General features: G+C 40.9%; 16 protein-coding genes. 2 read left to right on the forward strand and 14 right to left on the reverse strand.

Going from position 1 to position 17,693, the window contains the following annotated elements; translation table 11 throughout:
- Positions 1-83: 83 nt before the first annotated feature.
- The 3 genes from AC3WJJ_RS08835 to AC3WJJ_RS08845 are packed head-to-tail and all read right to left on the reverse strand — an operon-like array spanning position 84 to position 2,322.
- On the reverse strand, positions 84-830 hold the full coding sequence (locus AC3WJJ_RS08835; RefSeq protein WP_492539846.1) for an amino acid ABC transporter ATP-binding protein: 747 nt from the start codon (positions 828-830) through the stop codon (positions 84-86).
- A 15-nt stretch (positions 831-845) separates the two neighbouring features.
- A complete protein-coding gene (locus AC3WJJ_RS08840; RefSeq protein ID WP_492539847.1) occupies positions 846-1,505 on the reverse strand; it encodes an amino acid ABC transporter permease in 660 nt (219 codons plus the stop codon).
- A gap of 43 nt (positions 1,506-1,548) precedes the next feature.
- Positions 1,549-2,322 carry an amino acid ABC transporter substrate-binding protein gene (locus AC3WJJ_RS08845; RefSeq protein WP_492539849.1) on the reverse strand — a complete coding sequence of 258 codons (774 nt, stop codon included), beginning with the start codon at positions 2,320-2,322 and terminating at the stop codon, positions 1,549-1,551.
- Positions 2,323-2,573: 251 nt separating this feature from the next.
- On the opposite strand from AC3WJJ_RS08845, the gene AC3WJJ_RS08850 reads away from it, so the two are divergent.
- The gene (locus AC3WJJ_RS08850) at positions 2,574-3,311 is read left to right on the forward strand and encodes a hypothetical protein (RefSeq protein ID WP_492539851.1); all 738 of its coding nucleotides are present in this window, start codon (positions 2,574-2,576) and stop codon (positions 3,309-3,311) included.
- Positions 3,312-3,400: 89 nt separating this feature from the next.
- Here AC3WJJ_RS08850 and AC3WJJ_RS08855 read toward each other — a convergent pair whose 3' ends face one another.
- The 10 genes from AC3WJJ_RS08855 to AC3WJJ_RS08900 form a co-directional block, all read right to left on the reverse strand.
- Entirely contained in the window at positions 3,401-3,919 is a 519-nt protein-coding gene (locus AC3WJJ_RS08855; RefSeq protein WP_492539853.1) for a hypothetical protein, read from the reverse strand.
- 258 nt (positions 3,920-4,177) lie between these two features.
- The gene (locus tag AC3WJJ_RS08860; RefSeq protein WP_492539855.1) at positions 4,178-5,107 is read right to left on the reverse strand and encodes a manganese-dependent inorganic pyrophosphatase; all 930 of its coding nucleotides are present in this window, start codon (positions 5,105-5,107) and stop codon (positions 4,178-4,180) included.
- A 125-nt stretch (positions 5,108-5,232) separates the two neighbouring features.
- Positions 5,233-6,255: a UDP-N-acetylmuramate dehydrogenase gene (locus AC3WJJ_RS08865; RefSeq protein WP_492539857.1), complete on the reverse strand. Its 1,023-nt coding sequence runs from the start codon at positions 6,253-6,255 to the stop codon at positions 5,233-5,235.
- A gap of 194 nt (positions 6,256-6,449) precedes the next feature.
- Positions 6,450-6,680 (reverse strand): hypothetical protein, encoded by a 231-nt coding sequence (locus AC3WJJ_RS08870; protein ID WP_492539859.1) that lies wholly within the window; start codon positions 6,678-6,680, stop codon positions 6,450-6,452.
- Positions 6,681-6,730: 50 nt separating this feature from the next.
- Entirely contained in the window at positions 6,731-7,651 is a 921-nt protein-coding gene (rpoD, locus tag AC3WJJ_RS08875; RefSeq protein WP_492541971.1) for an RNA polymerase sigma factor RpoD, read from the reverse strand.
- 213 nt (positions 7,652-7,864) lie between these two features.
- Positions 7,865-10,483, reverse strand: a complete 2,619-nt coding sequence (locus AC3WJJ_RS08880; RefSeq protein ID WP_492539861.1) for a PAS domain S-box protein — start codon at positions 10,481-10,483, stop codon at positions 7,865-7,867.
- Positions 10,484-10,582: 99 nt separating this feature from the next.
- Complete coding sequence (gene nagZ, locus AC3WJJ_RS08885; RefSeq protein WP_492539863.1) at positions 10,583-11,881, reverse strand: beta-N-acetylhexosaminidase; 1,299 nt, start codon at positions 11,879-11,881, stop codon at positions 10,583-10,585.
- A gap of 122 nt (positions 11,882-12,003) precedes the next feature.
- Positions 12,004-12,852 (reverse strand): DegV family protein, encoded by an 849-nt coding sequence (locus AC3WJJ_RS08890; protein WP_492539865.1) that lies wholly within the window; start codon positions 12,850-12,852, stop codon positions 12,004-12,006.
- A gap of 317 nt (positions 12,853-13,169) precedes the next feature.
- Positions 13,170-13,529: a GIY-YIG nuclease family protein gene (locus AC3WJJ_RS08895; RefSeq protein WP_492539867.1), complete on the reverse strand. Its 360-nt coding sequence runs from the start codon at positions 13,527-13,529 to the stop codon at positions 13,170-13,172.
- Between the two features lie 27 nt (positions 13,530-13,556).
- Positions 13,557-14,312 carry a DUF2087 domain-containing protein gene (locus AC3WJJ_RS08900; protein WP_492539868.1) on the reverse strand — a complete coding sequence of 252 codons (756 nt, stop codon included), beginning with the start codon at positions 14,310-14,312 and terminating at the stop codon, positions 13,557-13,559.
- 168 nt (positions 14,313-14,480) lie between these two features.
- Between AC3WJJ_RS08900 and AC3WJJ_RS08905 the strand changes: the two genes are divergently transcribed.
- Complete coding sequence (locus AC3WJJ_RS08905; protein ID WP_492539870.1) at positions 14,481-15,758, forward strand: MFS transporter; 1,278 nt, start codon at positions 14,481-14,483, stop codon at positions 15,756-15,758.
- 79 nt (positions 15,759-15,837) lie between these two features.
- Here the strand turns inward: AC3WJJ_RS08905 and AC3WJJ_RS08910 are convergent, their stop codons facing one another.
- Positions 15,838-17,586 (reverse strand): M28 family peptidase, encoded by a 1,749-nt coding sequence (locus AC3WJJ_RS08910; protein WP_492539872.1) that lies wholly within the window; start codon positions 17,584-17,586, stop codon positions 15,838-15,840.
- Positions 17,587-17,693: the final 107 nt, after the last annotated feature.

Below are 17,693 nucleotides of genomic sequence, written 5' to 3' on the forward strand. Positions count from 1 at the left end.
CATCAAAACAATACGCAATTCATAACTACAACAAAAAGACGAAAGCGCAGCATTTTTAATGCTATCACTTTCGTCTTTTCTAATTAATGTAACGCTCGGTTCAAAAAAGCACGGGTTCGCTCTACTTTCGGATGATCAAATATTTGTTCCGGTGTACCAGACTCGATCACTTCACCATGATCCATGAAGATGACACGGTCTGCTACATCTCTTGCAAAGCCCATTTCATGAGTTACAATGACCATTGTCATATGTTCTTCAGCAATCTGCTTCATAACCTGTAGCACCTCTTCAGTGAGCTCTGGATCCAATGCCGAGGTAGGTTCATCGAACAGTAAAATGTCAGGGTTCATCATTAGCGCCCGTGCAATGGCTACACGCTGCTTCTGTCCGCCTGATAGCTTGCCTGGGTGAACTCTTGCTTTGTCTGAAAGACCTACCTTCTTCAGCAGTTCTGCACTCTTGTGACGTACATTCACATCTGACTCCCCTTTTACGTGTCTAGGGGCAAGTTCAAGATTCTTCTCAACCGTTAAATGTGGAAATAAATTAAAGTGTTGAAATACCATTCCCATACGGGAGGTAATCTGCTTAAGCCTTTTAGTATCCGTGTACTTTCCATCTTGAACGAGGTATTCATTCTGGACGCGGATCGATCCCCCATTCACTTCTTCCAGATGAACGAGGCTGCGAAGCATTGTGCTCTTCCCGGAACCCGATGGCCCTATGATGGCAACAACTTCCCCTTTATTTACTTCAAAGGACACATTTCTCAGCACGTCCAAATCACCAAATGATTTTTTAAGATTAGAAACTTCAATAATAGCCATTTCTTAGACAGTCCTTTATTCGAATTTGAACTTTCGTTCAAGGTACTTAAATAATAGCGTCAAAACGAGGGTCATAAGTAAGAATATTATTCCCGCTACAAAGAACGGTAGTAACTTGAAATCTCGATTGACAGCTGTCTGGGCAAAATACAAAATCTCGGGAACTGCGACCGCGTACAACAGTGCCGTATCTTTCACTAACGTGATCGACTCATTCGATACGGAGGGCAGAGCAATACGAAACATCTGAGGCAAAATAATACGTGTTGTAGTCTGCCAGCGACTGAGCCCTAGCACCTGTGCCGCTTCGTATTGACCTTTATCAATGGCAAGCAAGCCACCACGGAATATCTCAGCAAAATATGCAGCATAATTCAGTACAAACGCCAGACTAGCCGCTACAAAGCGGTCCATGATTAAATGCTCTCCTATTCCAGGCAGCAAGGGGAGTCCATATACAAAGAACAACAGCTGAAGTAAAAGCGGTGTTCCTCGCATGACGTAAATATAAGCATTCGCGACCCACACTAGCGGTTTAATCGCACTCTTCGCCATCATAGTCAGACCGAAGCCAAGTGGAATGGAGGCAAGGATTGCGATTATAAACAGCAATATCGTCGCCTGAGCACCCTCCAGCATTGGGATCGTGATGTCAATTAAATAGTTGATGTCCATGATTTCAAGCTCCTATGTTATAACCTGATGTTCAGGATTTTCTTTATTTCAAAACCTTATCTTCGCCAAACCACTTCTTCGATATTTCTGCGGATGTTCCATCTGAATTGAGTGTATCCAAGGCTGTCTGAAGCTCATTTAGAAGGTCTTCCCTTCCTTTCTTGATACCAATTCCATAATCTTCTGGAGCCAATGTATCCTCAAGCAACGTATAAGTTCCTTCTTCTTTCGACATATAGTATTTAATAACAACTTCATCGATAATGACAGCATCTACACGGCCATTTTTCAAATCACTAAGCGCAAGTACGTTGTCTGGATATTCAGAAATATTCTTAATTTGGGATTTGATCTCATTGCTATCAAGCGCATTAGCAGCGGAGGAAAGACCTTGCAGCCCTACATTCTTACCTGCTAAATCATCAATCTTTTTCATTTCCGAATTATTCAAGACAACTACAACTTGACTGTTCTCTAAATACGGTTTCGTAAATAAAACCTTCTCCTTGCGTTCATCTGTAATGGTGTAACCATTCCATATTAGATCAATTCGGCCACTGCTTAATTCAGACTCCTTAGCCTTCCAATCTATAGGTTGAAACTTTACTTCATAGCCCATCTTTTCAACCGCAGCACGCGCATAATCAATATCAAATCCGACAATATTGTTCTTCTCATCACGGAATCCGAGCGGAGCGAACTTGTCATCAATGCCAACAATCAATTCTTTTTTACCACTCGAGTTGTCAGCGCTTGAGCATCCAATCATAGAAAATATTAATAATCCACTCATCAAAAATAACAATGTCTTTCTCATTCCAAAATGCCCCCTAGTATGCTTGGACTGGACATATCTTCATTGCCAGTCATTTCTTTTGCGCTTTAGCACGTTATCAGAGCTTCATGATACCATATTAGATGACAAAAGTCGACGTTTTGCGACACTCACTGTCATTGATCTCGATCCAAATTCAGGAGATCTTAAGCAAACCTTAAGGATGAATTCAGGTTACACGGAAACAATGATGGATAGAAACACCAACTAACTTTGAAAGGCGGTAGATTGTATTGCGTAATAAACACTCATGGACCAAAAGGCTACTTAGCCTTGCTCTCACCTTGATATTCTCGTTAACACTTCAAGGAATATCTAATGCTGAGGTGTCTAAAGAGGAAGTCCTTCAAGGAAGTGAACGGATCTCTAAACATGGTAGCGGTATGCTGAAGGAACTCGCCACATTCCTTAACCTGGAGCCTAAAGTTATGTATGATAAGCTGCAGAAGGAATCACTCGCTGACATCGCTAAACAGCAAGGAGTTGAGCGTGCAGCATTAAAAACTAAAGTGATTGAATTGATGAAGGAACGTGCAGCTTCGAGACCAACACCACTCGGTGCTAACATGGATTTCTCAGCAGTAGCTGATAAGCTTATTGATAAGAAAGGCGGATGGCATCATGGCAGTAAACGGCGTCACGGTCGTCTGGCTAATGCCGATGAATTGTCAAAAATTCTGAAAGTGACTCCTGAACAACTTAAGCAATCCCTGCATTCTGGAAAATCTCTCGCTGATATCGCCACAGAAAATGGCGTCAATGTACAGACTGTCATTGATCAGCAAGTAAAAGCGGTTACGGATCATTTGGATCAACGTTTTGCAGAGGGGAAGCTAACTAAAGAATCGTACGAGGAACGTAAAGCGAAAGTTAAGGATTTTGTTACGAATTTCGTTCACACACGGAACATTGAGCTTAAGAAAAATCCTTCCAAGCAGCGAAGTATTTCACAGATCTCACCTGAACAATAAGGTAATGTGACGACAACGTGTTAGCTTCTTCAAACTATAAACAAAGGGGCAGTTCAGATCATTCGATCTGACTGCCCCTTTAATTTAGTTTATGGAGTGTATTGCTGAATAATTTTTACAACGGTACCATCTTCGATTGTAATATGATACGGGAACCACTTCATGTCGATGATATCATTCTTATTATACACAGCCAAGAATTTCTTCAAGCTTACGGCTTGGTTCCAATTAATCTGAGCATCTTCCATACGTCCTGTGTGATCGTACAGTTGAAGCTGTACTTCCGCATGATCAGCGACATTCAGAACCACTTGTTCTTCCTTGTCATTAACAATATAATAACCATCCGGCGCTTCTGTCATTTCAGGATCTTGTTCGCGTTCACGGAAGATTTCGTTCGCTTCTTCGCCTTCGTACCACTGGATCGGATCAACATTTAGATACACTTTACCATCTTTTATGTCTATAGAATTAATGAACACAGCCTCTTGATTGGGTGTCTTCACAACCGGTGTATATTCCTCATTGCTTGAAGCAACACCTACCGACGTCATCATCATCAATACCACTAACATCATCGCTATCATTTTCCATACTGGCTTTTTCATAAATAACAACTCCCCCTATGTATTCAATGGAGAACGGATATCTATATAACAATTACCCTGATTGATGGAACATAAAACCATTTCTTAGGTAAAACATCACATTTCTTCGTCGTTCTATATGATTATTATATTCAGATTAGCTGCAAAAAGGGTTTCATTTCGTCTTCAAAACATTACAATAATTCAATCTTCCGCATGCAAATAACCCGTCTGTCACACCAAAGTGTAACAAACGGGTTACCAAATGAAATTTCATTATTACTTGTTGAAAGACTCCGTCAATACAGGAACAATCTGTGATTTACGTGAAACGACACCCTTTAAGAATGCTTGATTATTGTTAAGAGTGACATTGTAAGCTTTCTCAACCGCGTGAGCTTCCTGTCCCAGCGCAAGTGCAACGGAATCATTATTCAAAATATCCGTGACAACAAAAACAAATAAGTCCAATTTCTTCTCTGCAATGATCGCGGAAATTGCATCTTCCAATTCAGCTTGACGGGAGAGAACATCATTCGTATCTACCGCGTTTACTTGTGCAATTTCAACTTTAGCTCCACCCATTTGGAACTCTTTAGCATCTAAAGAGATCAATTGTGCAATCGTCTTATCACTTAGATCTGCTCCAGCTTTAAGCATGTCCAATCCGTAAGAATCAGCATCAACACCAGCAATCTCAGCTAATTCACGAGCTGCAGCCACATCTTCTTCTGTACAAGTAGGAGATTTGAAGAGCAAGGAATCAGAAATAATAGCGGACAACATAAGACCAGCAATTTCCTTACGGATCGACACACCTTTTTCCTTGTAGATCTTGTTTAGGATAGTTGCAGTGCACCCTACCGGTTCAGCACGATAATAAAGCGGATGGCTTGTCTCAAAATTAGCAATACGGTGATGGTCAATTACTTCTACGACGCGCACCTGATCGATATCATTTGCACTTTGTTGACGCTCATTATGGTCAACGAGAATAACTTCTTTTACTTCATTAGCTACGGTCTCAACAAAACGCGGTGACTCCACTTTGAAGTAATCAAGTGCGTAACGGGTTTCTCCGTTGATCTCTCCAAGGCGAACTGCTTCCGCTTCTAGACCGAGTTCTTTCTTCAGTTCAGCATACGCAATTGCAGAACAGATCGTATCCGTGTCCGGATTTTTGTGTCCAAAGATTAAAGTTTTTTCCATAATAAATGCCCTCCGTCGTTTGATTATCTAAGACTCCTGAGAAACTTCTGTAGGTATAATTCTATCTGATTATATCGTTAAATTCTACTTATTCCAATTACTTTACACTGATTTTAAAAATTTCATTACACGATAACAATTTCAGGTTCCGGCACAAAACCAAATTTCCGATCAATCGCTTCCGTAATGACTTGCATTAGGTACTGAATATCGGAAGCTTTGGCATAATTTTGATTTAGAATCATGTTCCCATGATGAGGAGATATAATCGCTCCACCATGTTCCGTTCCTTTCAAATGAAGCTGTTCTACAAGTGACCCAATGGCGACACCGTAATCGTAGTTATTCTTAAACACCGAGCCGCATGAGGGATAATCAAAATGCTTTTTGCTTGTGCGGTATTTAATGATATCAAGCATGGACTGCGGTGCCTCGATTCCTTTTCCGGCTAGTGCATGTACTTCTCCTAAGAAGAATGAAAAGAAATGTGGAAGTGAGGAAGGATGATTCCCTCTTTCTTTCCAAGCAGGTACCAACGATGACATGTACTGAATCTGTTCTTCAGAGTGAACAGGAATCTTTAAATCTGCACCTACAATAATCCATGGGTGATGTTGAAAAATAGACTGCTTGTATGCAAAATCACATTCACCTGCTGGAATGGACTGAACGATGAATGACGAAGAAGATAGATCTAAATAATATACATTCTCAATGATGTCGCAGATTTGCCGATGATTATACTTGGCATTCATATAAATACCTGCTCCCAGACAACCAGGAAGCAAGAACGTAAAGTCTAACTGATCCGAACCACCGCTAAGTCCCATTAAGGAGAGCATAGACATCGGCGTACCGGCAGATACAAACCATTTACCGTTCTCTGCCCGAAGCTCCGTCAGACGTTTGAGTGATATAAACACCCGATCTCGTTCAGGATGATCAGGAAATAAAATATTGGAACCCATGCCAAAATTGTACCAAGGAAGCCCTTTTGTTTGGCAATCCTGATACAAGGCCGTCAGATCTTCTACTGTTTCTGGCAGAGCCACGTAATTAGCTGCTCCTCCAATGCCATATGTAGAGTAGCTCGACAACGGTATATCCCGTAAGCATAACCGCTCAATAGCGGATGTATGTAAACTCATCGGTGTCATGTCACTCCTCTATCAGTAATCGTGTTATCCAGATTAAATCTATTCACTTACGTTTCATAATTATGATGGAAGCCCTTGACCCATGTCAATTCATTCAACCGCAGTTTTCACTGTCAATAAAAAACAGCCCGTTGAAAATGGCATGTAAGCTGCCTTATTTCAACGGGCTGTTGTGAATATCATTCCTAAGACTTGGGATTAGAAATGTCTCTCCATTCAACAACAAACTCTTCTTGTTCTGTGCCTTCATATTGACTGTGTTCCTCTAATGCATTTCCACACTCACAAGAGATTTGATCTGAGCCATAGTTATCCGTGCCGAATACAATCTGTTCTTTACGGTAGTTTCGCTTTCCTGGAACAACTGAATGCTCCGCTCCGCATTGCAAACATGTAATCCGAAATCCCGGTTTCATAACCTCAGCCTCCGTCTCATCAATTTAAGCAACCATGACACAAAACAGAACTATTCAAGAAAATCTTTCAATCGTTTGCTACGGCTAGGGTGTCTTAATTTACGAAGTGCTTTTGCTTCAATCTGACGAATACGTTCACGAGTTACACCGAACACTTGGCCAACTTCCTCCAGGGTACGGGTTCTGCCATCCTCAAGTCCAAAACGAAGACGAAGTACATTCTCTTCACGCTCCGTGAGCGTATCCAGCACCTCTTCTAGTTGCTCCTTCAACAGTTCAAACGCTGCGGCATCCGCAGGAGCAAGGGCATCATGGTCCTCAATAAAGTCACCCAAGTTCGAATCACTTTCTTCTCCTACTGGAGTTTCAAGTGATACAGGCTCCTGTGAAACTTTAAGAATTTCGCGTACTTTTTCTGGACTGATGTCCATCTCTTTACCAATCTCTTCAGGTGTAGGTTCGCGTCCCAGATCTTGAAGAAGCTGACGAGAAATTCGAACAAGCTTGTTGATTGTCTCGACCATGTGCACAGGGATACGTATTGTTCTCGCTTGATCGGCAATAGAACGAGTAATCGCTTGTCTTATCCACCAGGTAGCATAGGTACTAAATTTGAAGCCTTTGGAATAATCGAATTTCTCAACAGCCTTGATCAGACCCATATTACCTTCTTGAATAAGATCTAAGAACTGCATGCCTCTTCCAGCATAACGTCTTGCTATGCTTACAACAAGTCGCAGGTTCGCTTCAGCCAGACGACGCTTGGCTTCCTCATCACCATTGTTAATCCGCTTAGCAAGTTCCACTTCTTCATCTGCCGATAGAAGGGGTACCCGACCAATTTCTTTCAAATACATGCGAACTGGATCACTAATCTTAATACCCGGAGGAAGCGTTAGGTCATCATGCACCGAAAAATCCTCGGAAGGAGAACTCACTGTTTTTTCCGGTTCCGCAGCCTCTCGTTCCATTGCGAAATCCGCATCGTGACGGTTTTCCATTCTATGCCCCCCTGTTGACATTTCTGATATTTTATGCTAATCTTATTGTAGATTATTATGACTTAAAACAATAATTATTTATCCGTCATTCTATCATATTAAACCTATGATTTCAACTTCTAGTTTATGTTAATACAACCGATCTCCTTAGAGATCGGTTTTTTTGTTGTCATTTCTACTTACTCATCCAAAATACCGTTCTATGACCTCTAGTAATTCGGTCCTCTTGATCGGCTTACTTATATAATCATCCATCCCAGCCGCAATACAATATTCCCGATCTCCCTTTAGTGCATTCGCGGTTACTGCTATGATGACAGGCACTTCATTTAAAGGGAACATCTTCTTAATCGCCTTCGTTGCCTCTAAACCGTTCACTTCTGGCATCTGCACATCCATCAAAATGAGATCATATGATCGTAGCTGAACCTTTTCCAGAACTTCCTTACCACTTGATGCGATATCCACTTGATAACCTGACTTCTCAAGCATTTTCTGAATAACGAGTTGATTCGTCTCATTATCTTCCCCAACTAATATCTGAAGATTCTTGCTCTTCTCAAGCGGAGACAAACTGCTAACGCTCTCTTCATTCTCAAGGACCTTTTCATTGCGATCAAAAATAACCTTGAATTTAAAAGTAGCACCCGGTTTCTCGGTCGGTTCGATCCAGATCTCACCGTTCATCATCTCTACCAGCTTACGACTTATTGCAAGACCTAGGCCGGTTCCCTCATGCTTACGTGTCATGAAGTGATCCAATTGATAAAAAGGTTGGAACAAGCCCGCTACCTTTTCATCAGGTATGCCTATCCCTGTATCTTGAATCGTGAATTCCAATTGAATGTGCCCCGGTTCTGATTCAAGCTCCTGAATGTTCATATAAACTCCACCCGTAAATGTGAACTTCAAGGCATTGCCCAGAATATTTAACAACACTTGCTTTAATCTTTCTGAGTCTCCGATCATTATCTTCGGTATTTCTGGTGTCATTGTATACGCCATCTTTAAATTCTTCTGAATAGCTTTGGGATTTAATAGGTCGAACGTTTCATCAATAACTTCCTGCAGCCGGAATGGTTCATGGACAAGCGTCGTTTTCCCAGACTCAATCTTTGAAAAGTCCAGAATATCATTGATGATATTTAGTAAGGATTCTCCACTTTTCCGAATGATCCGAACATACTCTCTCTGCTCGTCATCAAGCCCATCTGAGTCCATAAGCAAATCTGTCATTCCTATAACACCATTCATCGGAGTTCTAATTTCATGACTCATCATGGCTAGGAATGCACTCTTTGCACGATTCGTGCTTTCTGCTGTTTCCTTTTCAATCAGCAATTTTTTCTGTTCCGTAATATCCTTGGCAATGACATAGAATCCAACATTCTCCTCATTGATGATGATTGGAGCTATCGTTGTCATCACTTCAATTGAACGACCATCTTTATGTTCAAAGTAATCAATACTATGATTGCTTGACGTATCTTTTAACGAATCCTTCAAAACCTTGCTCAAATTGCGAACACCTGTAAAACGTGTCAAACTCATACCGGCCATATCTTTAATACTGTAACCCGTAAGCTTCTCAGCCATCATATTGCCATGTACGATATTTCCGTTTAGATCAAGAGATATCACGGCATCATGATTGTATTTTTTGAGAGAGGTATAACGTTCAACGGTTTCCTGCAGTTTAAGTTCCATTTCAATTCGTTCTGTAATATCTTGAATGGTACCAATCATCTTCAGAGGTCTGCCGTTATCATCATAAGATACTATTCCTTTGAGATGAAAATATTGAATCGTATCATTGTCATGTATTAATCGATACTCATAATTGAAAGCACTTCCCTTTAGCGCCTTCCGAATAGCTCTCTCTAAGTCTGCTCGATCACGTTTATCAACAAAATCTAATATATTAAAAGTAGCTACATCAAGCTTGTCCCGATCCATCCTACATATACGATATACCTGCTCCGATAAGTCAATCTTCTTACGCTTGATATCCCATTCCCAGCTGCCTATCGCTGCTATTCGTTCTGCTTCATTCAGCATCTCTTCACTACGTTTACGTTCTGTTATATCTCGGCCTACACATAGATAATTTGTAGCATTAGCAACGGTTACTTTTTGAACTGTTGTTTCGAACCAACGATAACTCCCACTCTTTTGACGAAAGCGATATTGTACAACCCCTAATTCCTGACTCACCATTTGATGAACTGCATCTAGATCATCGGGATGGTACAGTTCCTCGTTGTATAGCCCAATGAGTTCGGAAGGGTGGTAGCCTAACAGCTCTAAGACTGAAGGTGAGCAGTCATTCCATCTTCCTTCTGGCGAAAGGTAGAATATTATTTCCTGTGCATTGTTTGAGATGAGTCGGTATAACTCCTCCGTATCAAGCAGCTTTTGTTCCGCCTTCTTCTTCTCCGTAATATCGATAACATAACTTACGAAGTATAATGGAGCATCTGATTCATCACGAACACAAGTTATATGTAATGATGTGTAGACAATGGAACCATCCTTACGAATAAAACGCTGCTCTATCTCATTATTTGTAATATGATTCTCTGCTAACTTTGACATCTTTTCAAACCCTTTGTGATCCTTAGGGTGAGATATATCATCGAATGAAACCTGCTTAATTTCCAATTCTGAATATCCAAGTATATGAGATACGGCAGGATTGATTTTCAACCACTTACCTTCCAAAGAAACGATGGCGACACCAATAGGTGCGTGTTGGTACATATGTTCAAAAATGGATTGATGCTCTATTCCTTCACCTAACATAATCTTCCTCCGTCCCACTAAGCCAGCTTATCACTAATAATAGTATGTAAACGTTTTAAAAGCGACACTTCAAACCCTTTCATTCAAAATATATATAAACTACTTAACGCTATTAAGCAACTTCTGAGCATCCTTATTGAGCAATTTCACATCCGGCTCTTTAACAAATGTATCTTTAATACTATATTTCATTTTTAGACGTAAAATAGGAAGCACTCGCTCATCAAGTACTTTTTCCGTGATACGCTTACTCTTAACCGCCTTGAGGAGAGCTTTAACCACCGTTTCTTCTTTATCGTACTCATGACCTACAAGAACGATATTACTCCCCGCAAGTACAGACCGAATTGCGATTTCACCGAGTTCGATCTTACCATTGTCAACTGCACCCATGGTCATATCATCCGTAATAACAACACCTTTATACCCAAGTTGTTCTCTTAATAATCCTGTAATGATAGGCTTAGAATAGGAAGCTGGTGTTTTGGGATCAATCTTCGACATCAGAAGATGGGCAACCATCACAACATCAGCCCCTTGATCGATGGCTTCCTTAAAAGGAACTAATTCGAGCTTGTTAAGTCGATTCATATCAACATTTACAACAGGCAATCCTTCATGAGAATCAACCACAGTATCACCATGACCAGGAAAATGTTTTACAGCCGCTACCACACCCGCTTCTTGAATCCCTTTCATCGCAGCCGTCCCTAGCCGCGCCACCTGTGCTGCATTACTGCCGAATGAACGATCACCAATTACCGGATTATTGGGGTTACTGTTCACATCAAGCACAGGAGCAAAAGCCATATTCAAACCAAAGCCACTTAATCTTTGACCAATTTGACTCCCCATCTTGTAAGTTAGTGCGGTGTCATTCTTCTTCCCGACAACTCCACTGGCAGGTAGACGCAGAAACGATTCAGGCATACGAGACACACGACCACCTTCCTCATCAATACTCATCCAGAGTGGCACAGGGTTATTTGCATTCTCTTTTTTAAGATGGTTGAACAGATTTACCGCCTGCGTTGTACTGGCTATATTATCTTTAAAGAAAATGAATCCCCCAACATGATAATTATTTATTAGTTTTTGGGTGTACGAATCTACTGAAGTGCCCTCCATACCCACAATGACGAGTTGCCCCACTTTCTCTTCAAGGCTAAGTTCACTTAGCAGCTCTAGTGCTGGGTCTTTTTCGGGGGGTTCTGTTTTAGTATTGGATTGATTTTCTGCATCTTTATTTCCCTCTGCACTTTCATTTGTTTGTGTGTGAATTGGCTTGATTACTTCTAAAGCCCCTGTACCCTGATCGGAACTCTCTTCACAACCAATGATTCCAATGAACAAGAGACACACCATTAGCGGAACATATGTATAACGTCTCAATACCATACCTTCTTCCTATCTTAGTATTCAAATCTTTACTCATATAGTTTGATCCTAAACAACACAGACAGAATAAAAAACAGCCCGCTTAATAGAATGTAGGCTGTTTAGTCTGTATATTCAATTCATTAGGAAAAAGTAGGTTGATTTTTGATCCAACACATAGCAATGGTGCCTTCACCCGCAAGATAACCAACAACAGGTATAAATGTCATAATCTCTGTTTTTAGTGTTGGATTAATCTTACTTAGTTCTTGCTCAATTTCCTTAGCCTCTTCCATGTTATTGGCATGCATGATGCATACCTTCTTAATCTTCTGAATATCTTCTTTTAGAATATCAACCATTTTTTGCCTTGCCTTTTTGAAAGTGCGAATCTTCTCCGCAACGACAACTTTTCCTTCGTCAAATCGAAGTAACAAGTGAATTCGTAGTAAGTTACTTAATAACAATTGGGTACCTGATACTCTTCCGCTGCTATGGAGACGGCTAAGACTTGACGGAATAACATAAAAAGATGTATTATGAATCATTTCTTCGATCTTTTCTTTAATTTCATTCGCTGAATGTCCCATTTTATGCCAGTGAACACCCGCGATAATCATCTCACGAAGTGGAAAAGCTCCAAATTTAGAATCAATTCCAATCACAGGCACTTCAGCAATTTCAGCCCCTTGCATCGAGGAATTTAAGGTTCCACTTAAAGCCGACGAGCAATGAATGGCGATCACATCATCATATTTTTGTTTAAGTGACTCATACAGTTCAATAAATTCACCTATGGGTGGCTGAGAGCTGCTGACTTTAGACTCTTGGCGCATCTTATCATAGAAATCGTCTGCCGATATATCAACACTTTCCCTATAAGTTTCATCACCAAGGATAAGCCGCAGCGGAACCATATAAATATGATTTTCTTTGGCAAACTCTAAGTCTATCGTACTTGTGCTGTCAGTAACCCATGCTATGGATCTCATTTCTGATCACGTCTCACTTTCGCGTATTTCAAACATAGTTGTAGTAAACATTATAAACCGTTATGAAAATAATATATCAACCGCATCCCCCCATGCAAATGGAAGTAATTATCCATTTGTCATCTTGAATGGAATGGTTGAGGTTGTATTCATGTTCATGGACGAACATTCCCTTATTGAATTGATCTATGCCCATAAATTTAACACAAATCAGACTTCTTGTTCCATATGTATGTGTCGTTATAGTGTAGAATTAAATAAACAGAGGTGCAAACACTTCGCACCTCTGTTTATTTAATTCTCAACATGTATTTATATTATTTCGTTCGTTTCATTGAGTTATATCCGCGTTCACCATAAGACTGCAGTTCAGAAATCCAGTATTCCTCTCTCTTATTCACTGCATCTTTTACATTATAAAAAGGATCTTCTTTGGGCTCGATGATCTCTAGAATTTCAAATTCAAAAGAATCCTCACCATATTCATTCCACTCTTGCTGCAATACTTTATTGATGCTCGTTCCCATTTGAAGCTCAAAGCGTTTCCCGTTCATCGTCTTTAGATTAGGTGTTCCAACAACAAGAACTTTACCATTCTTCACATTTCTTATCTGATAAATACCTGCTTCAATCTTGATCTCCTTGTACTTTTGAACTAATTCAGTTCTCCGATTCATCTTTCTGTTTCCTCCCCATTCTTAAAGTTACGATATTAGCCAGTACTTACTTCCGTCTGGTTCCCGGTCAATAAATCCATACTCAATTAAGAACCTTCTTACCGTAACATAATCATCATAGACACCTTTTAAAATTTCGTTAACCTCAGCCTCAGTATAGATCTGCCCCGATTGAAATCTCGTCGATATTTCGCGGAGAACAACATATCTCTGTTTCTCTTTCAAATTGAATTTGAGTAATTTCCCGTTCGTGCCAGAAGGAAAAAGCTTATTCAGAATAGCTATTCGCTCTTCCTCGGTAACATTGTATCTGTCATCAATCATTTTGGCGGTTTTGTGCAAAGGTACAAAGGAAGGAGCGTGCTCATCTTTTTCCTTCAAGAGTTCCATCATCGTTAACAGAACCTTTGCTTGCCTCTCCTTCTCCTTCAAAGCAAATCGATGATTCCGTATCGTGGATGCACTTCCAATGCCCATCTCTTGTTGGACCTCTGTATCACTCTTACCCTGATAGAACAATTGCAATAACCTGCTCTGATGCTCTGTAAGACCCGTCAACTTCTTATCTAGCGCCGCTAAATATTGAAACACGGAACCATGCTCTCGCTCTACATGTAAGGCAATATAACGTTTAGGCTCATATAGTAAATCGTTATCAGGATAAATGATTCCCTTCTCTATTCCTCTTCCGCATATTAAGCAAACAAAGCCCTGCACCTCTTCTACAAATCCCTGCTTCAACTCTTCAATGGAAGCATTCCAAAAGCGCTCATGAAGTTCCATGTTGTCAACACCCTCTCCTTCATTTATATAGACATAATAATAATTTGTCTATAAAATGTCAAACCCGGATCTTCAGTCACAACCCTATTGTATAGAAGAATTATCCTTTAAAGGCATCAATTAACCTGATAGAATAGAGAAGTTGCTGCTGTAAAGGAGGTCTCTCGCGTGCGAATCATACAACAGTCGGCAAAAGAATGGAAAGATTGGCCACGTAACATCAAACTTTTTTTCTTGGCCAATGTGCTATATCAGATTGGAACAGGGATGTTTAGTGTTCTATACAATCTATACATAAAAGGTTTGGGCTATCCGGATGCCATGAATGGAACCGTCGTAAGTGTCCAGTCGTTGGCGACTGCACTTCTGTTTATTCCAATCGGTTTTTTAGGTGATCGAGGTAGCCGCAAAAAAATTCTCGTGATAGGCGCATTACTGAGTGGTATTGGACTTATGGCCCGATCCATGCTGGAATCAGAATTTAGTATGCTTGGCCTTGCAATTTTCACTGGTATTTTCTCGTCCTTCTTTCAGGTGTTAGCGATTCCATTCCTGGCTGAGAACACGAAAAAAACGTATCGAATGCGAATTTTCAGCCTGCATGCCTCACTTGTTCTAGCTGCTCAAGTTCTTGGGGGCATGGGCGGCGGGTTTCTAGCTGACTTCATTCAAATATTCGGTATCGAACAAGTGTTGAGTTTAAAAATCGTGTTGATGATCGGTGGAGCTTGTACTTTCTCAGCTTTTATTCCCTTGTTATTCACCACGGATTCTAAGATACAAGAAACCGTTATGCCTGAACCATCTAACATTTCAGAGCGTATAAAGACGTCTACCACCAAATCTGATTTCAAAATCATTGGTCAATTTGCCGTAGCACAGCTCCTAATTGGATTAGGTTCTGGTTTAGTTGTTCCATATCTAAACCTATATTTCACCAATCGTTTCTCGGTATCGTTATCTGCAGTAGGCATCTTAATCTCACTTGGACAAGTCATGACGATCGTATCCATGTTGATCGGTCCTTTCCTTGTTAATAAGGTCGGAGCGGTACGTGCTGTCGTTAGCTTTCAGATTTTGTCGTTACCATTTTTATTACTGACAGGCTTTACGAATATTTTCGGTGTTGCTGCCATCGGCTTCTTATTCCGTCAAGCACTAATGAATGCGGCTAACCCGATTCAATCTTCGATTCTGATCGATCGAATCCCTGACCACCGCCGAGGGATTGCGAATTCGTTCACCCAAACAGCTTTTATGCTTGGATGGGCCACAATGGGCCCTGTACAAGCAATGCTGGTCACCACTTACGGGAATTACTGGGGGTACGCGATTACATTTTGTATTACAGGTACTCTCTATGTCGCTTCCTCCCTACTTTATTTCTGGATGTTCCGGGACCGGAACAAACAGATGGATAACTCGTTATCAGCCACGGCTCTATAAGTCTGTAAATAGGAAAAGCGGAGTGGTCCAAGCCACTCCGCTTTTTAGATTAATCAACCACGATCTCTATTCCGCTTAGTTATCTCATCGTATACACCGGACGCGAGGGTCCTGGTTCAGCCTGAATCCACCCTATACCTAACAGTACGATCAGGATAACTATTGCTGCAGGAATAACGAGACGCCAACTCCTCACCAGCACTCGAAGTGCAGGATAGGCATATGACAGTATTAATGAAGCAATCATTGAACTAAAGAGATTTATGCTCAAAGGCATCATTATAAACAAGATATAGAAGAATGATGTAAACATAAGTATAGGTATGACCCACGTTAAAAGAAGGACAATGGGATGGTGTAATGTACGAATAGGATCTTTGGAACGAACAACAGACAAAATTACTATGGTATGAGAAAACAGTGGAATCGCAAATAAATAGCTTGCACCAGGCAGCATCCAAGTCGATAGAATGAGCAGCAAAAGGAATAGCAACATGCCACTAACCATCATCTCGATAACATAAATTTGCTTATGCAACAACTTAAAAATCAACACATTTACGATGAGCGCTATCAGTAAAAAGCAAATACTGTACAGCATTGCATCATACGTAGCTCCCGATCGCATGGTCATTCGTTCAGCCCATTCATTATTTACCAGCTGCCATAACCCGTATGAAATGCCGCAGGATAGTAACATCGCCGTAATCGTCATGATTATGCCGAGCGTTATGCCCTTCCAACGGATTAGGGATCTCCGACTTAAGATCATGATCAATGCTAGCAAACAAGCTGCAAATATAATACTTATTACGGTGGCCCACGAAGCAGGGTATTGAATAAATAAACCTAATAAATTGAAATAGACATGATCTCCTGATTCCAGATTGGACAAGTCCATATTACCAAAATGCTGTGCAACAGATAGTGCATTCTCTCCTTGGTGCTGCATTGTATTTAGAGAAACATTTTCGACATTGTCCATCGGTGTGTGGTATGCTGTCCAGCCATCCCCGTAAGCAAAATTCAATCCAGGTAAACCATAAGCTAAGGCTACGGTTAAATCGGTATCATTCGGCAGTTTTTTGTAAAGATCTGCAAGAAGAGAATTACTTACTGGATTCCGAACGGCTTTTGCAAATTCCTTAACTAAGCGGCCATTCCCCTCACTGGTCTGAAACATAATGGATGCACCCTTTGAGCCTCTTGCTTCAAAATTAGCCACCATGCCTACGGCCCCACGATGTTTCGGATCTCGAAAAAACACCTGTGCTCCCAGAAGCCCCTTCTCCTCCCCATCTGTTAACAAGAACCAGATGTCGTTCTGAAGCTGTGGTCCTGCCCTCAAAGCCCTGGCAGTCTCAAGAAGTGCTGCAACACTTACCGTAGCATCATTTGCCCCTGGACCTGATGACACCGAATCATAATGAGACATTAGTAGTAGTGGTTTTCCACTCCCCGATCCTTTCAATACCCCCAAAATGTTCGTCAGCTCAACATTGCCTTCAAAATATTCTGTTTTTATATGATCCTTAGACTCCTGAAGCTCGGGATTCAAACCCATTTGCTCCATTTCACCCATGATATAACCTCTAACTTCTTCAATCGCTAGTGACCCGTTCGGATGTGGTTTCTGTGCCATTTGAATGACATGATGCATGGCTCGTTCTGAGGAAAAGTATAATTCCGATACATTCTCACCTTTCGGCTGAGGTGGTTTTTCCGACCATAACACCATTAATATAGCCAATACTAATGTTCCTGCGATAAGCATTGTTTGAACATAGGGCCGGCCTTTTCGTGTCAGATTACTCGTGACGATATCCATCCTTCGCATCCACATCCTTAGGTAATAATTATATTCAGCACAACAAGGTAACGAATTGTTATCGCAATGTAAACTTTCAGTTTACATTCAGTTGTTCTTAAGAAAGG

The sequence above is a fragment of the Paenibacillus sp. FW507-14B1B genome, assembly GCF_058781425.1.